Raw genomic sequence first — 15,755 nt, 5'->3', positions numbered from 1 at the left:
ATGACGGCTCGTCGAGGCGCGGCCCGTGATCGGCCACATCTTCGGCCGCAGAGTTGTGTGCGCGGTCCACATGGCGCGGGTCACACCGCGTCGCGATCCTTGAGCCATGCCCCGCACCCTCGTACGCAGATTCCTGACCGTCGGCTCGTCGCTGGCTCTCGCCGCGGCGGCCCTGGTCGTCGGCCAGGTGCCCGCCAGCGCCGTGCCGTCGACGAGCACCACCGACTGCCAGTCACTGGTCGGCCTGAGGATCCCAGAGCACCGCATCGGCCTGCCGACCACCGGGGCCGAGGTCACCGCGGCGACCTCGATGCCGGCCTCCGGGACCGGCCCGACCGCGATCCCGGCCTACTGCCGAGCGGACATCGAGATCCACGCGGTCGACCCCGCCGCGCCCGACATCCGGATGGGTCTGGCGCTGCCCGAGGGCTGGAACGGCAGGTCGATGATGTTCGGCGGTGGCGGCTACAACGGCACCGTCCCCAACCTCGCCCAGAACGTGCCCTTCGGCCCGGTCGACCAGCGCACCCCGCTCGGACGCGGCTACGCGACCTACGCCAGCGACTCCGGCCACCAGGCCGACACCACCCGTCACCCGATCGCCAGCCTCGACGGCTGGTTCGGCCAGAACGACGAGGCGCTGCGCAACTTCTCCGGGGACGCGCTCAAGAAGGTGCACGACACCGCCGGGTTCGTCATAGCCAAGGCCTTCGGCCGCGGACCCGGCACGACCTACTTCGCCGGTGGCTCGACCGGTGGGCGCGAGGCGCTCGCCGTCGCGCAGCGCTGGCCGCGCGACTTCGACGGCGTGATCTCGGCCTATCCCGCCTGGAACGCCGCCACCCTCGACCTCTTCTTCGGCCGGATCACCCACGAGTTCGGCAAGCCCGGCGCGTTCCCTTCGAAGGCTCAGCAGGACCTGGTCGCGCAGCAGGTCCTCGCCGCCTGCGACGGCGGCGACGGGCTCGAGGACGGCGTCGTCTCCGACGAGGCCGGCTGTGACTTCGACCCGGAGACGCTGCTGTGCGGCGAGGGTGAAGCGCCCGGCGCCACCTGCCTCTCGCGCGAGCAGGTCGATGCGGTCGTGGCCGCCGACAGCAGCTGGCGGCTGCCCTACCGGGTCGCGAGCGGGGAGTGGGGCTACCCCGGTTTCCCGGTGTTGTCCGGGGCGCGGATGTCCACCCCGATCCTCGGCTTCGGCACCACCGCGCCGGCCGACCCGATGCCCGTCACCGCCGGCTACGGCATGCAGTTCTGGAACCAGTGGGCCAAGTACTTCGTCGCCCGCGACCCGCAGATCAGCCCCTTCGCGATCGACCCGGCCGCTCCTGGGGCGTGGCAGCGCCGGATCAGCGAGCTGACCGCGCTCCAGGACGTCAACGATGCCGACCTACGCCCCTTCGCCCGCTCCGGCGGCAGGCTGATCCTGGTCCACGGTGCCGCCGACGAGTTGGTCAGCCACCGCTCCACGATCGACTACTACCAGCGGGTGCAGCGCGTGATGGGCAAGCGGGCCACCGAGGGGTTCTCGCGCTTCTACCTGGTGCCCGGCGCCAACCACGCCAACTTCGCCCCGGTCGCCTACTCCGCCTCGTACGACTCCCTCACGGCGCTGGAGAAGTGGGCCGAGAAGGGCGTCGCGCCCGGTGGGAAGCAGGTGGTCGCCGACGGCAACGCCGGGGCGAACCGCACGCGGCCGCTGTGCGAGTGGCCCACCTGGCCGACGTACGTCGGCGGGCCCGCCTCTGAAGCGAGCAGCTTCCGATGCCAGATGTGACGGCCCGCACCCCACCCCGTCGAGTCCACCTGACGAGATGGTTTGCTATCCCTCATGTCTGTTTGGCGCACCAAGTCCATCGAGCAGTCCCTTGCCGATGCCGAAACCCCGGAGTTCCAGCTCAAAAAGCGGCTCACCGCGGTTGACCTGACGGTCTTCGGGATCGGCGTGATCATCGGAGCGGGGATCTTCACCCTGACCGGCCGGGCCGCGGCCCAGTACGCCGGCCCGGGTGTGGTCTTCTCCTTCGTCATCGCCGCGATCTGTTGTGGCCTGGCGGCGCTCTGCTACGCGGAGTTCGCCTCGGCGGTGCCGGTGTCCGGGTCGGCGTACACCTTCTCCTACGCCACCCTCGGAGAGATGCTCGCGTGGATCGTCGGCTGGGACCTGATCCTGGAGATGGTCCTGGCGGCGTCCGTGGTCGCCCAGGGCTGGAGCGCCTACTTCGTCACCTTCCTGGCCGAGATCGGCATCACCTGGCCGGCCCACCTCGGTCCGCAGGCCGAGCCGGCTTTCGGCGACTTCAACCTGGCTGCGCTGCTGCTGGTCGTCGCACTCGTCGGCCTGATCGCCATCGGCATCAAGGAGTCGTTGCGCGTCAACCTCGTGCTCGTCGCGATCAAGCTCTTCGTCGTCTTCTTCGTCATCATCGCCGGGCTGTTCTACGTCTCCGGTGCCAACTACGACCCGTTCATCCCCGAGCGTGCCGGCGGCGTCGAGTCCGAGGGCATCCACCAGCCCCTGATCCAGTGGGCGTTCGGTCTCGAGCCGCAGACCTTCGGCGTCCTCGGTATCGTCTCGGCCGCCTCCGTGGTCTTCTTCGCCTACATCGGCTTCGACGTCGTCGCCACCACCGCCGAGGAGGCCAAGAACCCGCAGCGTGACCTGCCGCGCGGCATCATCGGGTCGTTGGTGATCTGCACGATCCTCTACGTCGCCGTCGCGCTGGTCATCACCGGCATGGTGAAGTACGACGAGATCGACACCAGCGCTGCGCTGGCCACGGCGTTCCGTGATGTCGGGCAGGGCGGCTTCGCCACCCTGATCTCGGCGGGCGCGGTCGCAGGTCTGACCACGGTCGTGATGACGCTGATCATCGGCGCCGTCCGGGTGCTCTTCGCGATGAGCCGCGACGGGCTCCTCCCGGTGAGGCTCGCGCACGTGAACCCGAAGACCGGTACGCCGCTCCGGCTCACGTTCATCGTCGGTGCCGTCGTCGCGCTCGTCGCGACCTTCACCCCGGTCGGCCGGCTGGAGGAGATGGTCAACATCGGCACCCTGACCGCCTTCGCCCTGGTCTCGATCGCGGTGCCGGTCCTGCGCAAGCGTCGCCCCGACCTGCCGCGCTCGTTCCAGGTGCCGTTCAACCCGGTGCTGCCGATCGTGGCGGCGCTGATCTGCATCTACCTGACCCTCAACCTGAGCATCGAGACCTGGCTGCGGTTCCTGGTGTGGATGGCGATCGGCTTCGCGATCTACTTCCTCTACAGCTACCGCAACTCGCGGGTGGGCAAGGGCGGCGACGACACCGTCGTCGAGCCTCTGCACATGTGAGGCTCCCGGGAGCGAGAAGGGGCGCGCGGCCGGTGGCCGCGCGCCCCCTTTCATGTCGCTGCGTGGACGAAACGATCGCCGAGGTCCGAGCGGAGGTAGAGGACCGAGCGGCCATGGCGGGCCGAGGTCAGGAGCCCGGCCGCGCGCATCGCACGGAGGTGCTGGTTGACGGCCGTGGTGGTGACCCCGAGGCGTACGGCCAGCTCGGTCGAGGACGCCGGCGCCTCCAGCAGGGTGAGGAGCCCGGAGCGAGTCTCGCCGATGAGGTCGCGCAGCGCCCCCGGCGCCTGCGGCCGGTCGGTCGTCCAGAGGTTGCCGAGGCCGCGCGCCGGGTAGAACATGACCGGCGGCTCCTCCGGCGAGATCGGCGTGGACGGGTTGCGGGTGAACAGGGTGGGGACCACGGTGAGGCCGACGCCCGCGGTCGTACGCCGGTAGTCGACCTTCGAGGTGGTGAGCCGGATCGAGAGGATGTCGTCGGCCAGGGAGACCCGGGGTGAGATGTCGGCGAACATCGCGGCCATGCCGGAGTGGACGATCGTGCGCCCGCGGTAGACGATGTCGGCCTCCAGCACCGCGCGCATCCGCTGCCAGTGCGGCTCGAAGCAGGCGTCCCAGTAGCCGCGGAGAGCGGTGAGGACGCGGTGCAGCACCTCCTGCGGGCGCCCGGCGAGGATCGCGGGCGGGCCGCCGTCGAAGTGGACCGCGGCGAGGTCGGCGCGTACCCGCTCCGGTGGGGTCGCCGCGACCACCTCGAGCTCGTCCTCGAGCCGGGCCAGCGGGGTGCGCGGCCGGGGGTTGAGGAAGTCCGGGGTCCAGAGCCTGTCGTTGGTCAGCGCGAGGAGGGTCTCGCGGTCCAGGTCGGCGGTGCCGACGGAGCGGAGCCAGGGCAGGTGGAGCGGGAACCGGCCGGCGTCACGCAGCGCGCGCAGCGAGAGGGTCAGCTCGTTGAGCGGCGAGATGGCGAACCTGACCTCGCTCAGGTCGGGACCGGCCAGCTCGTACCTGATCATGAAGCAATACGCTACATCGTTAACGTTCCACGGACGCCGGGTGCGAGAACTGGGCCATGATCCGACCTCCCAGCGATCCGGTCGAGCGTCCGCTCGTCGGAGCCGTCGCCGCTCTCTCGCTCGCCCGCGGCATGTTCTTCGCGGTCAGCGCGCTCTACTTCACCCGCACGATCGGGCTCTCGGCGGTCACCGTCGGTATCGGCCTGACCGTTGCCGGCGCGGTCGGCGTCGTGGCCACGTACGCAGGTGGGCGGCTCAGCGACCGATGGGGTGCCGACCGGGTGCAGCTGGTGTCGATGACGAGCTACGGCATCGCTCTGCTGGCCTACGCCCTGGCCCGGGACGTGGTTGCGTTCGTGCTGGTCGCGACCTGGGTCTCGGCCTCGCGTGGCTTCCAGTCGAGCGCGCAGTCGACGCTGGTCGCGCGCTGGTTCGACGGTCCCGAGCGGGTGGCCGTACGCGCCCGGCTGCGCGTGGTGATGAACGTGATGATCGGGGTCGGGACGCTGCTCGCAGCGGTGGCGCTGGCCGTGGACACCGGGGCGGCCTATCGCGCCACGATGGTGCTCGTCGGCGTGCTCACGACGGTCGCCGCGGTGCCGCTCGTCGGGCTCAGGCGCCGGGTCGCCGGGCTGGGCGAGACGATGGATGCCGGCTCCGGACCCACGGCGGCCAAGGGTCCCTCGCCGCTGCGCGATCGCACCTATGTGACCGTGACCGTGCTCAGCGGGGTGATGGCGATCCACTTCGGGGTGACCTCGATCGGGGTGCCGCTGTGGGTGGCCGACCACACCGACGCACCGACCGTCCTGGTCTCCGTGCTCCTCGTGGTGAACACCGTCTACGTCGCGCTCTTCCAGGTGCGGGCCTCGCGCGGCACCCACGACATCGCCACGGCGGGACGGGCGGTGCGGGGTGCCGGCTTCCTGCTGCTGGGCGCGTGCGGCCTCTTCGCCGCGGCGGCCTACGCCGGCCCCGTGGTCGCCACCGCGCTTCTGCTCGCGGCCGCGATCGCCTCCTCGGCCGCCGAGACCCGTGGCGAGGCGGGCAGTTGGGGGCTGGCCTTCGAGCTCGCCGACCAGGAAAGGGCCGGCGCCTACCAGGGCGTGAGCCAGATGGGCTACGCGCTCGCCCACATGCTCGCGCCGCTGGTCGTGACCGCCACGGCGATCGACCACGGCACCGGTGGGTGGATGGTGCTCGGTGCGATCTTCGCGATCACCGGGATCCTCACCGCGGTGCTGGCTCGGCAGGCGGCCGCGGCACGGGCCCGGGTCGAGCCTCAGCGCAGCGAGTACGTCGCCAGCGAGACGCCCGTGTAGTGGACGATGAACGCCAGGATCGTGAAGGTGTGGAAGACCTCGTGGAAGCCGAACCACTGCGGCCACGGGTTGGGCCGCTTGAAGCCGTAGATCACGCCGCCCGCGGTGTAGAGCGCGCCGCCGACGCAGATCAGCGTGAAGGTGGCGATGCCGATGCCGACACCGAGGGCGACGGCGCCGGTGAAGAAGGACGGGATGAAGAAGATCGCGGCCCAGCCGAGCGCGATGTAGTTCGGGACGTACAGCCAGCGCGGGGCCTCGGGCCAGAACACCCGGAAGAAGACGCCCAGGATGGCTCCGGTCCAGACCACCGAGAGCAGCACGATCTGGGTGGTCCCCTCGAGCAGCAGCAGCGAGAACGGCGTGTAGGAGCCCGCGATCATCAGCATGATGTTGGCGTGGTCCCAGCGCTTCAGGATGGTGTGGGCGCGGGCGTTCCACCTGCCCATCGCGTTGCCGCGGTGGTAGACGGCGGAGACGGTGAAGAGCAGCAGCGCCGCCATCGTGAACACCGCCGCGCCGAGCCGGGGCGCGCCCGAGGGCGCCAGCACGATCAGCACGATCCCGGCCGCGAGCGTCAGCGGGGCGCTGGCCAGGTGGATCCAGCCGCGGAGCTTCGGGAGGGCCTCGTGAACGGTCGAGGAGACCGAGTCGGTGATGGTGCCGACCTTGAGGCGCATCGCGTCCGTCATCTCGCTCATGAGGCGCAAGCGTATCCGCCCACCCTGAAGATCAGGTGAATCCCGTCCCGCTGGGTGATGTGGAGTCGGCGCCGATACCCTTCTCCCGTGGCAGACTGGAAGGACGGCGTACGTCGAATTCTGTATCCCGCCTACGAGGCGCGGATGCTGCGCAAGCTCGACGTCTCCAAGCTTCCCAAGCATGTCGGGGTGATGCTCGACGGCAACCGCCGCTGGGCCAAGGAGGTCGGCCAGTCGACCGCCCACGGCCACCGTGCCGGCGCGGCCAACATCGAGCCGCTGCTGACCTGGTGCGACGAGATCGGCATCGAGGTGGTCACGCTGTGGCTGCTCTCCACCGACAACCTCAACCGGCCGGCGGAGGAGCTCGCGCCGCTGCTCGAGATCATCGCCGACGCGGTCGACTCGCTGGCCGACGACCGCCGCTGGCGGCTGCACCCGGTCGGTGCGCTGGATCTGCTGCCCGACTGGCTGGCCCACCGGCTCAAGGCCGCCGAGGAGGCGACGCGCGACGTCGACGGGATGCTGGTCAACGTCGCGGTCGGCTACGGCGGCCGCCGCGAGATCGCCGATGCCGTACGCGCCCTGCTCAACGAGCACGCCAGCCGCGGCACCTCGCTGGAGGAGCTCGCCCAGATCATCGACGTCGAGCACATCGCCGATCACCTCTACACCAAGGGCCAGCCCGATCCCGACCTGGTGATCCGTACGTCGGGGGAGCAGCGCCTGGGCGGGTTCCTGCTCTGGCAGAGCGCGAAGTCGGAGTTCTACTTCTGCGAGGCCTACTGGCCCGACTTCCGGCGTACGGACTTCCTGCGGGCCCTGCGCGCCTACGCCCACCGGGAGCGTCGCCTGGGCAGGTGACCTGAATCGTTTGCGATTGCTTCGCAGTTCGCGAGCGCTTCGCTCTCACCCTCGTCTTCCTCCGCTCCGTCGTCGCTTCGCTCCTCCTCCGCTGCGTCCAGACGGGGACGCTCAGCGCTGACCGCTGGGTGGAACAAACCGGTCGTGTCACCAGGTGTTCACAAAGAAAAATCGTTCGTGTTGCCACGGACCGTTGGTGCGGCGTCGTAGCGTTGTACCAACGGCGGGGAACAAATTCCCGTCGCACCTGGAGGCCCGTTACGTGAGTAGTCACGAACCGAACCTGCGTCAGGATCACATCGATCCCGACGGGTGTGAGGCGGTCGGCACCCCGACTGACGGTCCACCGTCCGGTCCATCTGATTAGCGATGAAATGACCGGACTCATGGGTGTATGAGCCGGTCGCGAGAGGTGATCCGCGTGGCCAACCGAACCACGAACGAGCATGTCACCGAGGCCGACACGTCGGCCGCTCCGACACCGGCGTCGGAGTCCTCTCCGGAGAGCGAGTCACCGCACCCGCGGACGTTCGTTCTCGACACCAGCGTCCTGCTCTCGGACCCGAAGGCCATGACGCGCTTCGCCGAGCACCAGGTCGTGCTCCCGGTGGTGGTGATCACCGAGCTGGAGGGGAAGCGGCACCACCCGGAGCTGGGCTACTTCGCCCGCTCCGCGCTCCGGCAGCTGGACGGGCTGCGGGTCACCCACGGACGCCTCGACACGGCGGTCCCGGTCGGCGAGGAGGGCGGCACGATCCGTGTCGAGCTCAACCACACCGACCCGTCCTCGCTGCCGAGCGGATTCCGGCTCGGGGACAACGACACCCGGATCCTCGCGGTCGCGCGCAATCTCCAGGGCGACGGGCTCGACGTCACCCTGGTCTCCAAGGACCTGCCGATGCGGATCAAGGCGTCCGCGGTCGGGCTCAAGGCCGAGGACTACCGCGGCGAGCGGATCAACGACTCCGACCCCGGCTACTCGGGGATGGCCGAGCTGGACGTCACCGCCGCTGACCTCGACGAGCTCTACGACGACGGGGTCCTCGACCTCGACGCGGCCCGCGACCTGCCCTGCCACACCGGCCTGGTGCTGATGTCGGACCGGGGCACCGCGCTGGGCAGGGTCGGCTCGGACAAGCAGGTCCACCTCGTCCGCGGTGACCGAGAGGTCTTCGGGATCCACGGCCGCTCCGCGGAGCAGCGGATCGCCCTCGAGATGCTGCTCGACCCTGAGGTCGGCATCGTCTCCCTCGGTGGCCGGGCCGGCACCGGGAAGTCCGCTCTCGCCCTCTGCGCGGGTCTCGAGGCGGTGATGGAGCGCAACCAGCACAAGAAGGTGGTCATCTTCCGTCCGCTGTTCGCCGTCGGCGGCCAGGAGCTGGGCTACCTGCCCGGCACCGAGAACGAGAAGATGTCGCCGTGGGGCCAGGCGGTCTTCGACACCCTCTCCGCGGTGACCACGCAGGACGTGATCGACGAGATCATCGACCGCGGCATGCTGGAGGTACTGCCGCTGACCCACATCCGCGGCCGGTCGCTCCACGACTCCTTCGTCATCGTCGACGAGGCGCAGTCGCTGGAGCGCAACGTGCTCCTCACGGTGCTCTCCCGGATCGGTGCCAACTCGAAGGTCGTGCTCACCCACGACGTCGCCCAGCGCGACAACCTCCGGGTGGGACGCCACGACGGTGTCGTCGCGGTGATCGAGAAGCTGAAGGGCCACCCGCTCTTCTCGCACGTGACCCTCACCCGCTCCGAGCGGTCGCCGATCGCGGCCCTCGTCACCGAGATGCTGGAGAACGTCGTCCCGTGACGCCGTAATCGCCGTAATCATTGTCACGTCAACGGCCCCAGACCCGTGAGGTCTGGGGCCGTTGTGATTCCTGTGACTCATGTTACGAAAGTGATGCTCAGGACGGTCATTTCTGACCTACAAACGGTGCGTCCGGTTTGATACGGGCTCGGTGCTCATGCATTGTTTGCGGGTCTGTAATGCCTCAGCCCCCGAATGAGAGCCCGTGACCAAGCCTGTTCATCGTGCCCCGCGACATCGCGGTGCGCCAGCGAATCCGCTTGTCGACGTTCCGCACAAGGCTGCGCGTACGACCGCCAAGACAACCCTCCTCCTCTCCGTTCTCGCCCTCGGCGGGACCGGCGCCGCCGTCGCAGGTGGGGTGGCCTACACCGGGCCCACCACCGACGACCCGACGCTCAGCGCGGGTGAGGCGGCCGGCGTCCCCGAGTTGACCGACGCCCAGCGCGCCGCGATCGAGGCCGAGTCCGCCGCCCGTAGCGGCGAGACCTCCCTTTCGCGTTCGGCCGGTGACCGCCGCGAGGTCGCCGACCCGGGCAAGCAGGCCGCGCTGTCGGCCGGCAACGAGGTCCGGGCCATCGCCGGCGTCGAGGAGATCGAGATCGATCTCCGCAACCCCAAGGACATCGCCAAGTCGATGCTCGGCGACTTCGGCTGGGGCATGGACCAGTTCTCCTGCCTCGAGCCGCTGTGGGAGAAGGAGTCGGGCTGGAACCCGACCGCCGCCAACCCCTCCTCCAGCGCCTACGGCATCCCGCAGGCCCTCCCGGGCTCCAAGATGGCCTCGGCCGGAGACGACTGGGAGACCAACCCCGCCACCCAGATCGAGTGGGGCCTCGGCTACATCAACGACCGCTACGGCTCCCCGTGCGGCGCCTGGAGCCACTCCCAGTCCGTCGGCTGGTACTGAGTCATTTGCGATTGCTTCGCAATTCGCGCAGCACCTCCGCTTGACCCTCGCCTTCCTCCGCTGCGCTCGTCGCTAGCGCTCCTCGCTCCGCTGCGTCCAGACGAGGGGCGCTTCGGCGCTGGCTGTGGCCGACCGATGCGGGCGGTGCTTGATCAGGGGTGGGTCATGGACTCCACGTCGAGGGCCTTGTCGAGGTCTTCCTCGGTGATCGTGCCGTCGGCGACGTAGCCGAGCTTGATGACGGTGTCCTTGATCGTGGCGCCCTCGGCGAGGGCCTGTTTGGCGACCTTGGCGGCGGCCTCGTAGCCGATGTACTTGTTGAGCGGCGTGACGATGGAGGGGGAGGACTCGGCGTAGGCGCGGAGGCGCTCGGGGATCGGCACGATCCCGTCGACGGTGCGCTGGGCCAGGACGGTCATCGAGGTCGAGAGCAGGCGGATCGACTCCAGGATGTTGCGGGCCATCACCGGCATCGCGACGTTGAGCTCGAAGGCACCCGAGGCGCCGGCGGCGGTCACCGCGGCGTCGTTGCCGATCACCTGGAAGGCGACCATCAAGGTGGCCTCGGGTACGACCGGGTTGACCTTGCCGGGCATGATCGAGGAGCCCGGCTGGAGGTCGGGGAGGTGGATCTCGGCCAGGCCGGTGGTCGGGCCCGACGACATCCAGCGCAGGTCGTTGTTGATCTTGATCAGGCCGACCGCGAGCGTCTTCAGGACGCCGGAGAGCTCGACCAGCGAGTCGCGGGTGCCCTGGGCCTCGAAGTGGTTGCGAGCCTCGGTGAACGGCTGGCCGGTGCGTTCGGAGAGGTCCGCGATCACAGCCTGCGGGAACCCGGCGGGCGTGTTGATGCCCGTCCCGACCGCGGTGCCGCCGAGCGCCAGCTCACGCACCCTCGGCAGCACCGACTCCAGCCGCTCGGCCGCGTAGCGGATCGTGGCTGCGTACCCGCCGAACTCCTGGCCGAGGGTGACCGGCGTCGCGTCCATCAGGTGCGTACGTCCCGACTTCACCAGGCCGGCGAACTCGGTGGCCTTCGTCTCGAGCGAGGTGGCGAGGGTGTCGATCGCGGGCAGCAGCTGCTCGGTCACGGCGACGGCGGCGGCGACGTGGATCGCCGTCGGGAAGGTGTCGTTGGAGGACTGCGACGCGTTGACGTGGTCGTTGGGATGTACGTCCCCGCCGGCCCTGGCGACCAGCGACGCGATCACCTCGTTGGCGTTCATGTTGGAGGACGTGCCGGAGCCGGTCTGGAAGACGTCGATCGGGAAGGCGTCGTCGTGCCTGCCCTCGGAGACCTCGCCCGCGGCCGCGATGATCGCTTCGGCCTTGTCGCCGGCGAGCACACCGAGGTCGAGGTTGGCCTTGGCGGCCGCGGCCTTCACATGGCCGATCGCATGGATCAGCGCCGGCTCGATCGGAGTCCCCGAGATGGGGAAGTTCTCCACGGCCCGCTGGGTCTGGGCGCGCCACAGCGCGTCCTTCGGGACCCGGACCTCACCCATGGAGTCGTGCTCGATGCGGAAGCTCATGTCGTCCATGTCTGGTTCAACCTTTGACTAGTTGGTGCCATTCCCTTGCGAGACAGTGCCCACATAGAGCCAGTACGTCTCCGAGTGGCCCTGCAGATCGACGGGATAGGAGAGCGCCTCGGCGTCGTCGAAGACCTGCGCCATGACCTCCAGCAGCGCCGGAGCCTCTGCTGCCGACCACACCACCACCGTGCCACCCGGGGCGGTGGCCCGCCGCGCATCGGCGAGCGCAGGCGCCTCGTAGAGCGCCCCGTTGGCGTCATGCACCAGGTAGCCGGGGCCGTTGTCGACGTCCAGCAGCACGACGTCGTACGCCTCGGGGCGGCTCGCCCGCAGGACCACCGCCACGTCGGCGACCTCGACGTGGACGCGCCCGTCGGCCAGCAGCCCGGGGCCGTGGGGGATCCGGCCGGCCCGCATCCACTCGACCAGGCGCGGCTCGATCTCGACGACCGTGACCGCCTCGACCCGGGGGTCGGTCAGCACCGCCTCGAGGGTGAACCCGAGCCCCAGGCCGCCGATGAGCACGTGCCTCGGTTGTGCATGCAGCTCGAGCGCCCGCGTCGCGAGCGCCTTCTCGGTCGAGGTCTCCCGGGTGTCCATCACGAAGATCCCGTTGGCCCGCAGCTCCAGGTGGCCGTCCGCCCGGTGCTTCAGGACCAGGCCCCCGTCTGCGATCACCGATTCCATCCCGCTCACGGCTCCATTGTGTCCGATGTGGGTACCGGCCCTGCCATGAGCGATGACAACACCCAGTTCCCCGCCCAGCAGCAGGAGCCTCCCGGGCTCACCGGCGAGATGGAGCCGGTGCCCGACCACGGCGAGTCGAGCTACCAGGGCCACGGCCGCCTCGAGGGCAAGGTCGCCCTGATCACCGGAGGTGATTCCGGCATCGGCCGTGCGGTCGCCATCGCGTACGCCCGGGAAGGGGCCGACGTGGCCTTCACCTACCTCCCCGAGGAGGAGCCGGACGCGCAGACGACCACGAAGCTGGTCGAGGATGCCGGCCGGACGGTCCTGGCGATCCCGATCGACCTGCGTGAGCGCGAGGCGTGCGACGAGGTCGTCGAGCGCACCGTGCAGGAGCTCGGTGGCCTGGACATCCTGGTCAACAACGCCGGCTACCAGTTCGCCCGCGACAAGGGCCTGACAGACATGGACGACGAGCGGATCGACCGGACCTTCAAGACCAACCTCTACGCGCTGCTCTGGCTGACCCGCGCCGCCGTCCCGCACCTGAAGAAGAGCAACGGCTGCGTCATCAACAACGCCTCCATCCAGGCGTACGAACCCTCGACCAGCCTGCTCGACTACGCCGCGACGAAGGCGGCCATCAACAACTTCACCGTCAATCTCGCCGCCGAGCTCGGCCCCGACGGGGTGCGGGTGAACGCGGTGGCGCCCGGACCGATCTGGACGCCGCTGCAGCCCGCGACGCAGGCGCCGGAGAAGGTGGAGAAGTTCGGGGCCAACACGCCGCTGGGCCGCGCCGGCCAGCCGGCCGAGGTCGCCCCGGCGTTCGTCTTCCTGGCCTCGCCGGCCGAAGCGTCCTACGTGTCCGGAACCGTCCTCGGGGTGACTGGGGGACGGCCGGTGTTCTGATGGGCACGAGCAGCTGGGACGGCGGTGAGATCGACGGGGGTGGTCCGGACGAAGGACCGGAGCAGCGGATCACCCGCAACTGGAACGAGCTCCTCCAGGAGCTGCGGGTGCTGCAGACCGGGGTGCAGATCCTGACCGGATTCCTGCTGACGGTGCCCTTCTCGCCACGCTTCCCGGACCTGAACGACCACCAGCAGACGATCTACCTCATCGTGCTGGTCGGATCGGTCATCACCACGAGTCTCATCATCGCCCCGGTCTCCTTCCACCGGATGCTGTTCCGGCGCCGGCAGCGGCCGTGGCTGGTGACGGCCTCGCACTTCTGCGCGCGGGCCGGACTCGTGGGCTTCGCGATCGTCTCGGCGCTGGTCGTGCTTCTCGTCTTCGACGTCGTCGTCTCGCTCACCGCCGCGGTGGTCGCTGCCATCGCCGTGCTGGTCCTGTTCGTCTCCCTCTGGGCGGGCCTGCCGCTGCTGAACGGACGAAACAACTCTCACTGACCCGGTGTGATCACCGCCACAGCGGGAGTACGCTGGACGGGAACCGAGTCTGGTGGGCTTATGTGGTCGATCTTCTGGATCATCGTCGCGGTGCTGTTGGGAGTCGCCGAGGCGTTCACGATGACGCTGGCGTTCGCTTTCGTCGCCGGCGGGGCGCTGCTTGCCGCCACGAGCGCGGCCTTGGGGGCGCCGGTGCTGGTGCAGATGCTCGTCTTCGCGCTCGCCGGGGGCGGCAGCGTGCTGCTGGTACGGCCCGTCGCACGCCGTCACATGGCGCTGCCGCCCCCGGTGCGTGACGGCACCGACGCGTTGGTCGGCCGTCAGGCGGTCGTCCTCGCCGAGGTCAGCTTCGACCACGGCCTGGTGCGGCTCGCCGGCGAGGACTGGACCGCCCGGCCCTACGACGAGGACCTGGTCATCCCGGTCGGATGCCGGGTCGATGTGCTCGAGATCGAAGGCGCGACGGCGCTCGTGCATCCGCGGGACCCGTTGTCGCTGTCGCCCTAGAGGAGGACGTACGACATGGAACTTCTGCTGATTGTGCTGGTCCTGATCGGGCTGGTGGTCGGGGGAGTCGCCTCGACGGTGCGGATCGTGCCGCAGGCCCGGCGCTACAACATCGAGCGCTTCGGGCGCTACCGGGTCACGCTGCAGCCGGGGCTCAACTTCGTGATCCCGCTGGTGGACCGGGTCAACACCAAGCTGGACGTACGCGAGACGGTCTACTCCTCCAACCCGCGGCCGGTGATCACCGAGGACAACCTGGTGGTCGCCATCGACACGGTGCTCTACTACCAGATCACCGACCCGCGGGCGGCCGCCTACGAGGTGGCCAACTACCTGCAGGCGATCGACCAGCTCACCGTCACCACGCTGCGCAACCTGATCGGGTCGATGGACCTGGAGACGACGCTGACCTCGCGCGAGACCATCAACACCCGCCTGCGCGAGGTGCTCGACGACGCCACCGGGAAGTGGGGGATCCGGGTCAACCGGGTCGAGATCAAGGCGATCGACCCGCCGGCCTCGATCAAGGAGGCGATGGAGAAGCAGATGCGCGCCGAGCGGGACAAGCGTGCCGCCATCCTGCACGCCGAAGGCAAGCGGGCCTCCCTGATCCTGGAGGCCGAGGGCACCCGGCAGCGCTCGATCCTGGAGGCCGAGGGTCACCAGCAGGCCCGGGTGCTCGAGGCCGACGGTGAGGCCAAGGCGCTCGAGCGGGTCTTCCAGGCGGTCCACGCCAACGACGCCGACGCCAAGGTCCTGGCCTACAAGTACCTCGAGATGCTGCCCTCACTGGCGGCGCACGGCAACTCGTTCTGGGTCATCCCGGGTGAGCTCACCGAGGCGATGCGTACGGTCACCGGGGCCTTCGCCGACACCGCCTCGAAGTCAGTGGACAACGGCAACAGCAACGGCCACGGCGACGAGCGACGTACGCCGCCGCTGCCGGGTCCGCGCAACGCCATCGAGCAGGCCCAGCGTGAGGCGCACGAGGAGGCCGCCAAGGCCGTCGAGGAGGCCAAGGAGGAGGCGGCCCGCGCGGATCGCATCGTCGGCTGACGTACGCCGGTAGCCTGACCGGCATGTCGCCGGGTCTCGTGGTCGTGCTGCTCGTCATCGTGGTGGTCGTCGGGCTGCTGATGAGCGTCAAGATCGTCCCTGCGGCGACCTGCTTCGTGATCGAGCGCCGCGGCCGGTACCGGACGATGCTGAGGCCCGGCCTCAACGCCATCGTGCCGCTGCTGGACCGGGTCGTCGCTCGGTTCGACATGCGCGAGCAGGTGCTGTCGATGCGGGAACCGCTCGTCTGCCGCGATCACTACGTCTGCGAGGCGGTTCTGAACGTCTACTTCGAGTTCGAGGACCCATCGATCGCCTACCGCGTCGACAACACCCAGCAGCGGCTCGAACGCGCTGTACGCGAGGCGCTGCGAGAGTTCGCCGGAATCGTCGACCAGGACGAGTTCCTCGACTCCACCCAGCGCCTGACGGATGTCGCCTATGACGCCACCCGCCGCTCGCGCGAGGACTGGGGCATCGTCGTCAAGCGCGTCGCGGTCACCGACCTCGGCGCCCCAGGCGCTCCTGGCCGATGACCGCGACCCTCGAGGCACCTCGCGGCGAAGGCGGCTGGTGCCCTCGGGCAACGGGCACGCCGACTGGT

Annotated in this window: 15 protein-coding genes; 11 read left to right on the top strand and 4 right to left on the bottom strand. The window is 69.5% G+C overall.

Annotation, left to right across the window (positions count from 1 at the left end; translation table 11 throughout):
* Nucleotides 1-106: 106 nt before the first annotated feature.
* A complete protein-coding gene (locus OG984_RS13855) occupies nucleotides 107-1,777 on the top strand; it encodes a tannase/feruloyl esterase family alpha/beta hydrolase (protein ID WP_328532130.1) in 1,671 nt (556 codons plus the stop codon).
* A gap of 54 nt (nucleotides 1,778-1,831) precedes the next feature.
* Complete coding sequence (locus OG984_RS13850) at nucleotides 1,832-3,331, top strand: amino acid permease (protein WP_328532129.1); 1,500 nt, start codon at nucleotides 1,832-1,834, stop codon at nucleotides 3,329-3,331.
* 50 nt (nucleotides 3,332-3,381) lie between these two features.
* On the opposite strand, the gene OG984_RS13845 is transcribed toward OG984_RS13850, so the two are convergent.
* Nucleotides 3,382-4,344 carry an ArsR/SmtB family transcription factor gene (locus OG984_RS13845; RefSeq protein ID WP_328532128.1) on the bottom strand — a complete coding sequence of 321 codons (963 nt, stop codon included), beginning with the start codon at nucleotides 4,342-4,344 and terminating at the stop codon, nucleotides 3,382-3,384.
* Nucleotides 4,345-4,400: 56 nt separating this feature from the next.
* Here OG984_RS13845 and OG984_RS13840 point away from each other — a divergent pair, with 56 nt between their 5' ends.
* Entirely contained in the window at nucleotides 4,401-5,666 is a 1,266-nt protein-coding gene (locus OG984_RS13840; protein WP_328532127.1) for an MFS transporter, read from the top strand.
* Here OG984_RS13840 and trhA read toward each other — a convergent pair.
* Nucleotides 5,627-6,367: a PAQR family membrane homeostasis protein TrhA gene (gene trhA, locus OG984_RS13835; protein WP_328532126.1), complete on the bottom strand. Its 741-nt coding sequence runs from the start codon at nucleotides 6,365-6,367 to the stop codon at nucleotides 5,627-5,629. The two genes, OG984_RS13840 and trhA, sit on opposite strands and share 40 nt — an antisense overlap.
* 87 nt (nucleotides 6,368-6,454) lie before the next feature.
* On the opposite strand from trhA, the gene OG984_RS13830 reads away from it, so the two are divergent.
* The 3 genes from OG984_RS13830 (at nucleotide 6,455) to OG984_RS13820 (ending at nucleotide 9,954) form a co-directional block, all read left to right on the top strand.
* The gene (locus tag OG984_RS13830; RefSeq protein ID WP_328532125.1) at nucleotides 6,455-7,231 is read left to right on the top strand and encodes an isoprenyl transferase; all 777 of its coding nucleotides are present in this window, start codon (nucleotides 6,455-6,457) and stop codon (nucleotides 7,229-7,231) included.
* Nucleotides 7,232-7,652: 421 nt separating this feature from the next.
* Nucleotides 7,653-9,044: a PhoH family protein gene (locus tag OG984_RS13825; protein WP_008359032.1), complete on the top strand. Its 1,392-nt coding sequence runs from the start codon at nucleotides 7,653-7,655 to the stop codon at nucleotides 9,042-9,044.
* Between the two features lie 205 nt (nucleotides 9,045-9,249).
* Nucleotides 9,250-9,954 carry a lytic transglycosylase domain-containing protein gene (locus OG984_RS13820; RefSeq protein ID WP_328532124.1) on the top strand — a complete coding sequence of 235 codons (705 nt, stop codon included), beginning with the start codon at nucleotides 9,250-9,252 and terminating at the stop codon, nucleotides 9,952-9,954.
* Between the two features lie 152 nt (nucleotides 9,955-10,106).
* On the opposite strand, the gene OG984_RS13815 is transcribed toward OG984_RS13820, so the two are convergent.
* Together OG984_RS13815 and OG984_RS13810 are read right to left on the bottom strand one after the other, a co-directional pair.
* The gene (locus tag OG984_RS13815) at nucleotides 10,107-11,495 is read right to left on the bottom strand and encodes a class II fumarate hydratase (protein WP_328532123.1); all 1,389 of its coding nucleotides are present in this window, start codon (nucleotides 11,493-11,495) and stop codon (nucleotides 10,107-10,109) included.
* 18 nt (nucleotides 11,496-11,513) lie between these two features.
* Complete coding sequence (locus OG984_RS13810) at nucleotides 11,514-12,176, bottom strand: spermidine synthase (RefSeq protein ID WP_328532357.1); 663 nt, start codon at nucleotides 12,174-12,176, stop codon at nucleotides 11,514-11,516.
* Nucleotides 12,177-12,221: 45 nt separating this feature from the next.
* Between OG984_RS13810 and OG984_RS13805 the strand changes: the two genes are divergently transcribed.
* The 5 genes from OG984_RS13805 to OG984_RS13785 are packed head-to-tail and all read left to right on the top strand — an operon-like array spanning nucleotide 12,222 to nucleotide 15,687.
* Nucleotides 12,222-13,088: a glucose 1-dehydrogenase gene (locus tag OG984_RS13805; protein ID WP_328532122.1), complete on the top strand. Its 867-nt coding sequence runs from the start codon at nucleotides 12,222-12,224 to the stop codon at nucleotides 13,086-13,088.
* Nucleotides 13,088-13,588 (top strand): DUF6328 family protein, encoded by a 501-nt coding sequence (locus tag OG984_RS13800; RefSeq protein WP_328532121.1) that lies wholly within the window; start codon nucleotides 13,088-13,090, stop codon nucleotides 13,586-13,588. Before OG984_RS13805 ends, OG984_RS13800 begins: the two co-directional genes overlap by 1 nt.
* Before the next feature lie 60 nt (nucleotides 13,589-13,648).
* The gene (locus OG984_RS13795; RefSeq protein ID WP_328532120.1) at nucleotides 13,649-14,095 is read left to right on the top strand and encodes an NfeD family protein; all 447 of its coding nucleotides are present in this window, start codon (nucleotides 13,649-13,651) and stop codon (nucleotides 14,093-14,095) included.
* Nucleotides 14,096-14,110: 15 nt separating this feature from the next.
* Nucleotides 14,111-15,151, top strand: a complete 1,041-nt coding sequence (locus OG984_RS13790; protein ID WP_328532119.1) for an SPFH domain-containing protein — start codon at nucleotides 14,111-14,113, stop codon at nucleotides 15,149-15,151.
* A 23-nt stretch (nucleotides 15,152-15,174) separates the two neighbouring features.
* The gene (locus OG984_RS13785; RefSeq protein WP_328532118.1) at nucleotides 15,175-15,687 is read left to right on the top strand and encodes an SPFH domain-containing protein; all 513 of its coding nucleotides are present in this window, start codon (nucleotides 15,175-15,177) and stop codon (nucleotides 15,685-15,687) included.
* Nucleotides 15,688-15,755: the final 68 nt, after the last annotated feature.

Origin of the sequence: Nocardioides sp. NBC_00368, assembly GCF_036090055.1 — a bacterium.
In the GTDB taxonomy this organism is placed as follows: domain Bacteria; phylum Actinomycetota; class Actinomycetes; order Propionibacteriales; family Nocardioidaceae; genus Nocardioides.
This window is presented reverse-complemented; position numbering and strand designations above follow the sequence as displayed.

Excerpts from the sequence above, each read along its gene's own strand:
- OG984_RS13855 (WP_328532130.1), top strand. The coding sequence starts at position 107 with ATGCCCCGCACCCTCGTACGCAGATTCCTGACCGTCGGCTCGTCGCTG.
- OG984_RS13850 (WP_328532129.1), top strand. The coding sequence starts at position 1,832 with ATGTCTGTTTGGCGCACCAAGTCCATCGAGCAGTCCCTTGCCGATGCC.
- OG984_RS13845 (WP_328532128.1), bottom strand. The coding sequence starts at position 4,344 with ATGATCAGGTACGAGCTGGCCGGTCCCGACCTGAGCGAGGTCAGGTTC.
- OG984_RS13840 (WP_328532127.1), top strand. The coding sequence starts at position 4,401 with ATGATCCGACCTCCCAGCGATCCGGTCGAGCGTCCGCTCGTCGGAGCC.
- trhA (WP_328532126.1), bottom strand. The coding sequence starts at position 6,367 with ATGAGCGAGATGACGGACGCGATGCGCCTCAAGGTCGGCACCATCACC.
- OG984_RS13815 (WP_328532123.1), bottom strand. The coding sequence starts at position 11,495 with ATGGACGACATGAGCTTCCGCATCGAGCACGACTCCATGGGTGAGGTC.
- OG984_RS13810 (WP_328532357.1), bottom strand. The coding sequence starts at position 12,176 with ATGGAATCGGTGATCGCAGACGGGGGCCTGGTCCTGAAGCACCGGGCG.
- OG984_RS13805 (WP_328532122.1), top strand. The coding sequence starts at position 12,222 with ATGAGCGATGACAACACCCAGTTCCCCGCCCAGCAGCAGGAGCCTCCC.
- OG984_RS13800 (WP_328532121.1), top strand. The coding sequence starts at position 13,088 with ATGGGCACGAGCAGCTGGGACGGCGGTGAGATCGACGGGGGTGGTCCG.
- OG984_RS13795 (WP_328532120.1), top strand. The coding sequence starts at position 13,649 with ATGTGGTCGATCTTCTGGATCATCGTCGCGGTGCTGTTGGGAGTCGCC.
- OG984_RS13790 (WP_328532119.1), top strand. The coding sequence starts at position 14,111 with ATGGAACTTCTGCTGATTGTGCTGGTCCTGATCGGGCTGGTGGTCGGG.
- OG984_RS13785 (WP_328532118.1), top strand. The coding sequence starts at position 15,175 with ATGTCGCCGGGTCTCGTGGTCGTGCTGCTCGTCATCGTGGTGGTCGTC.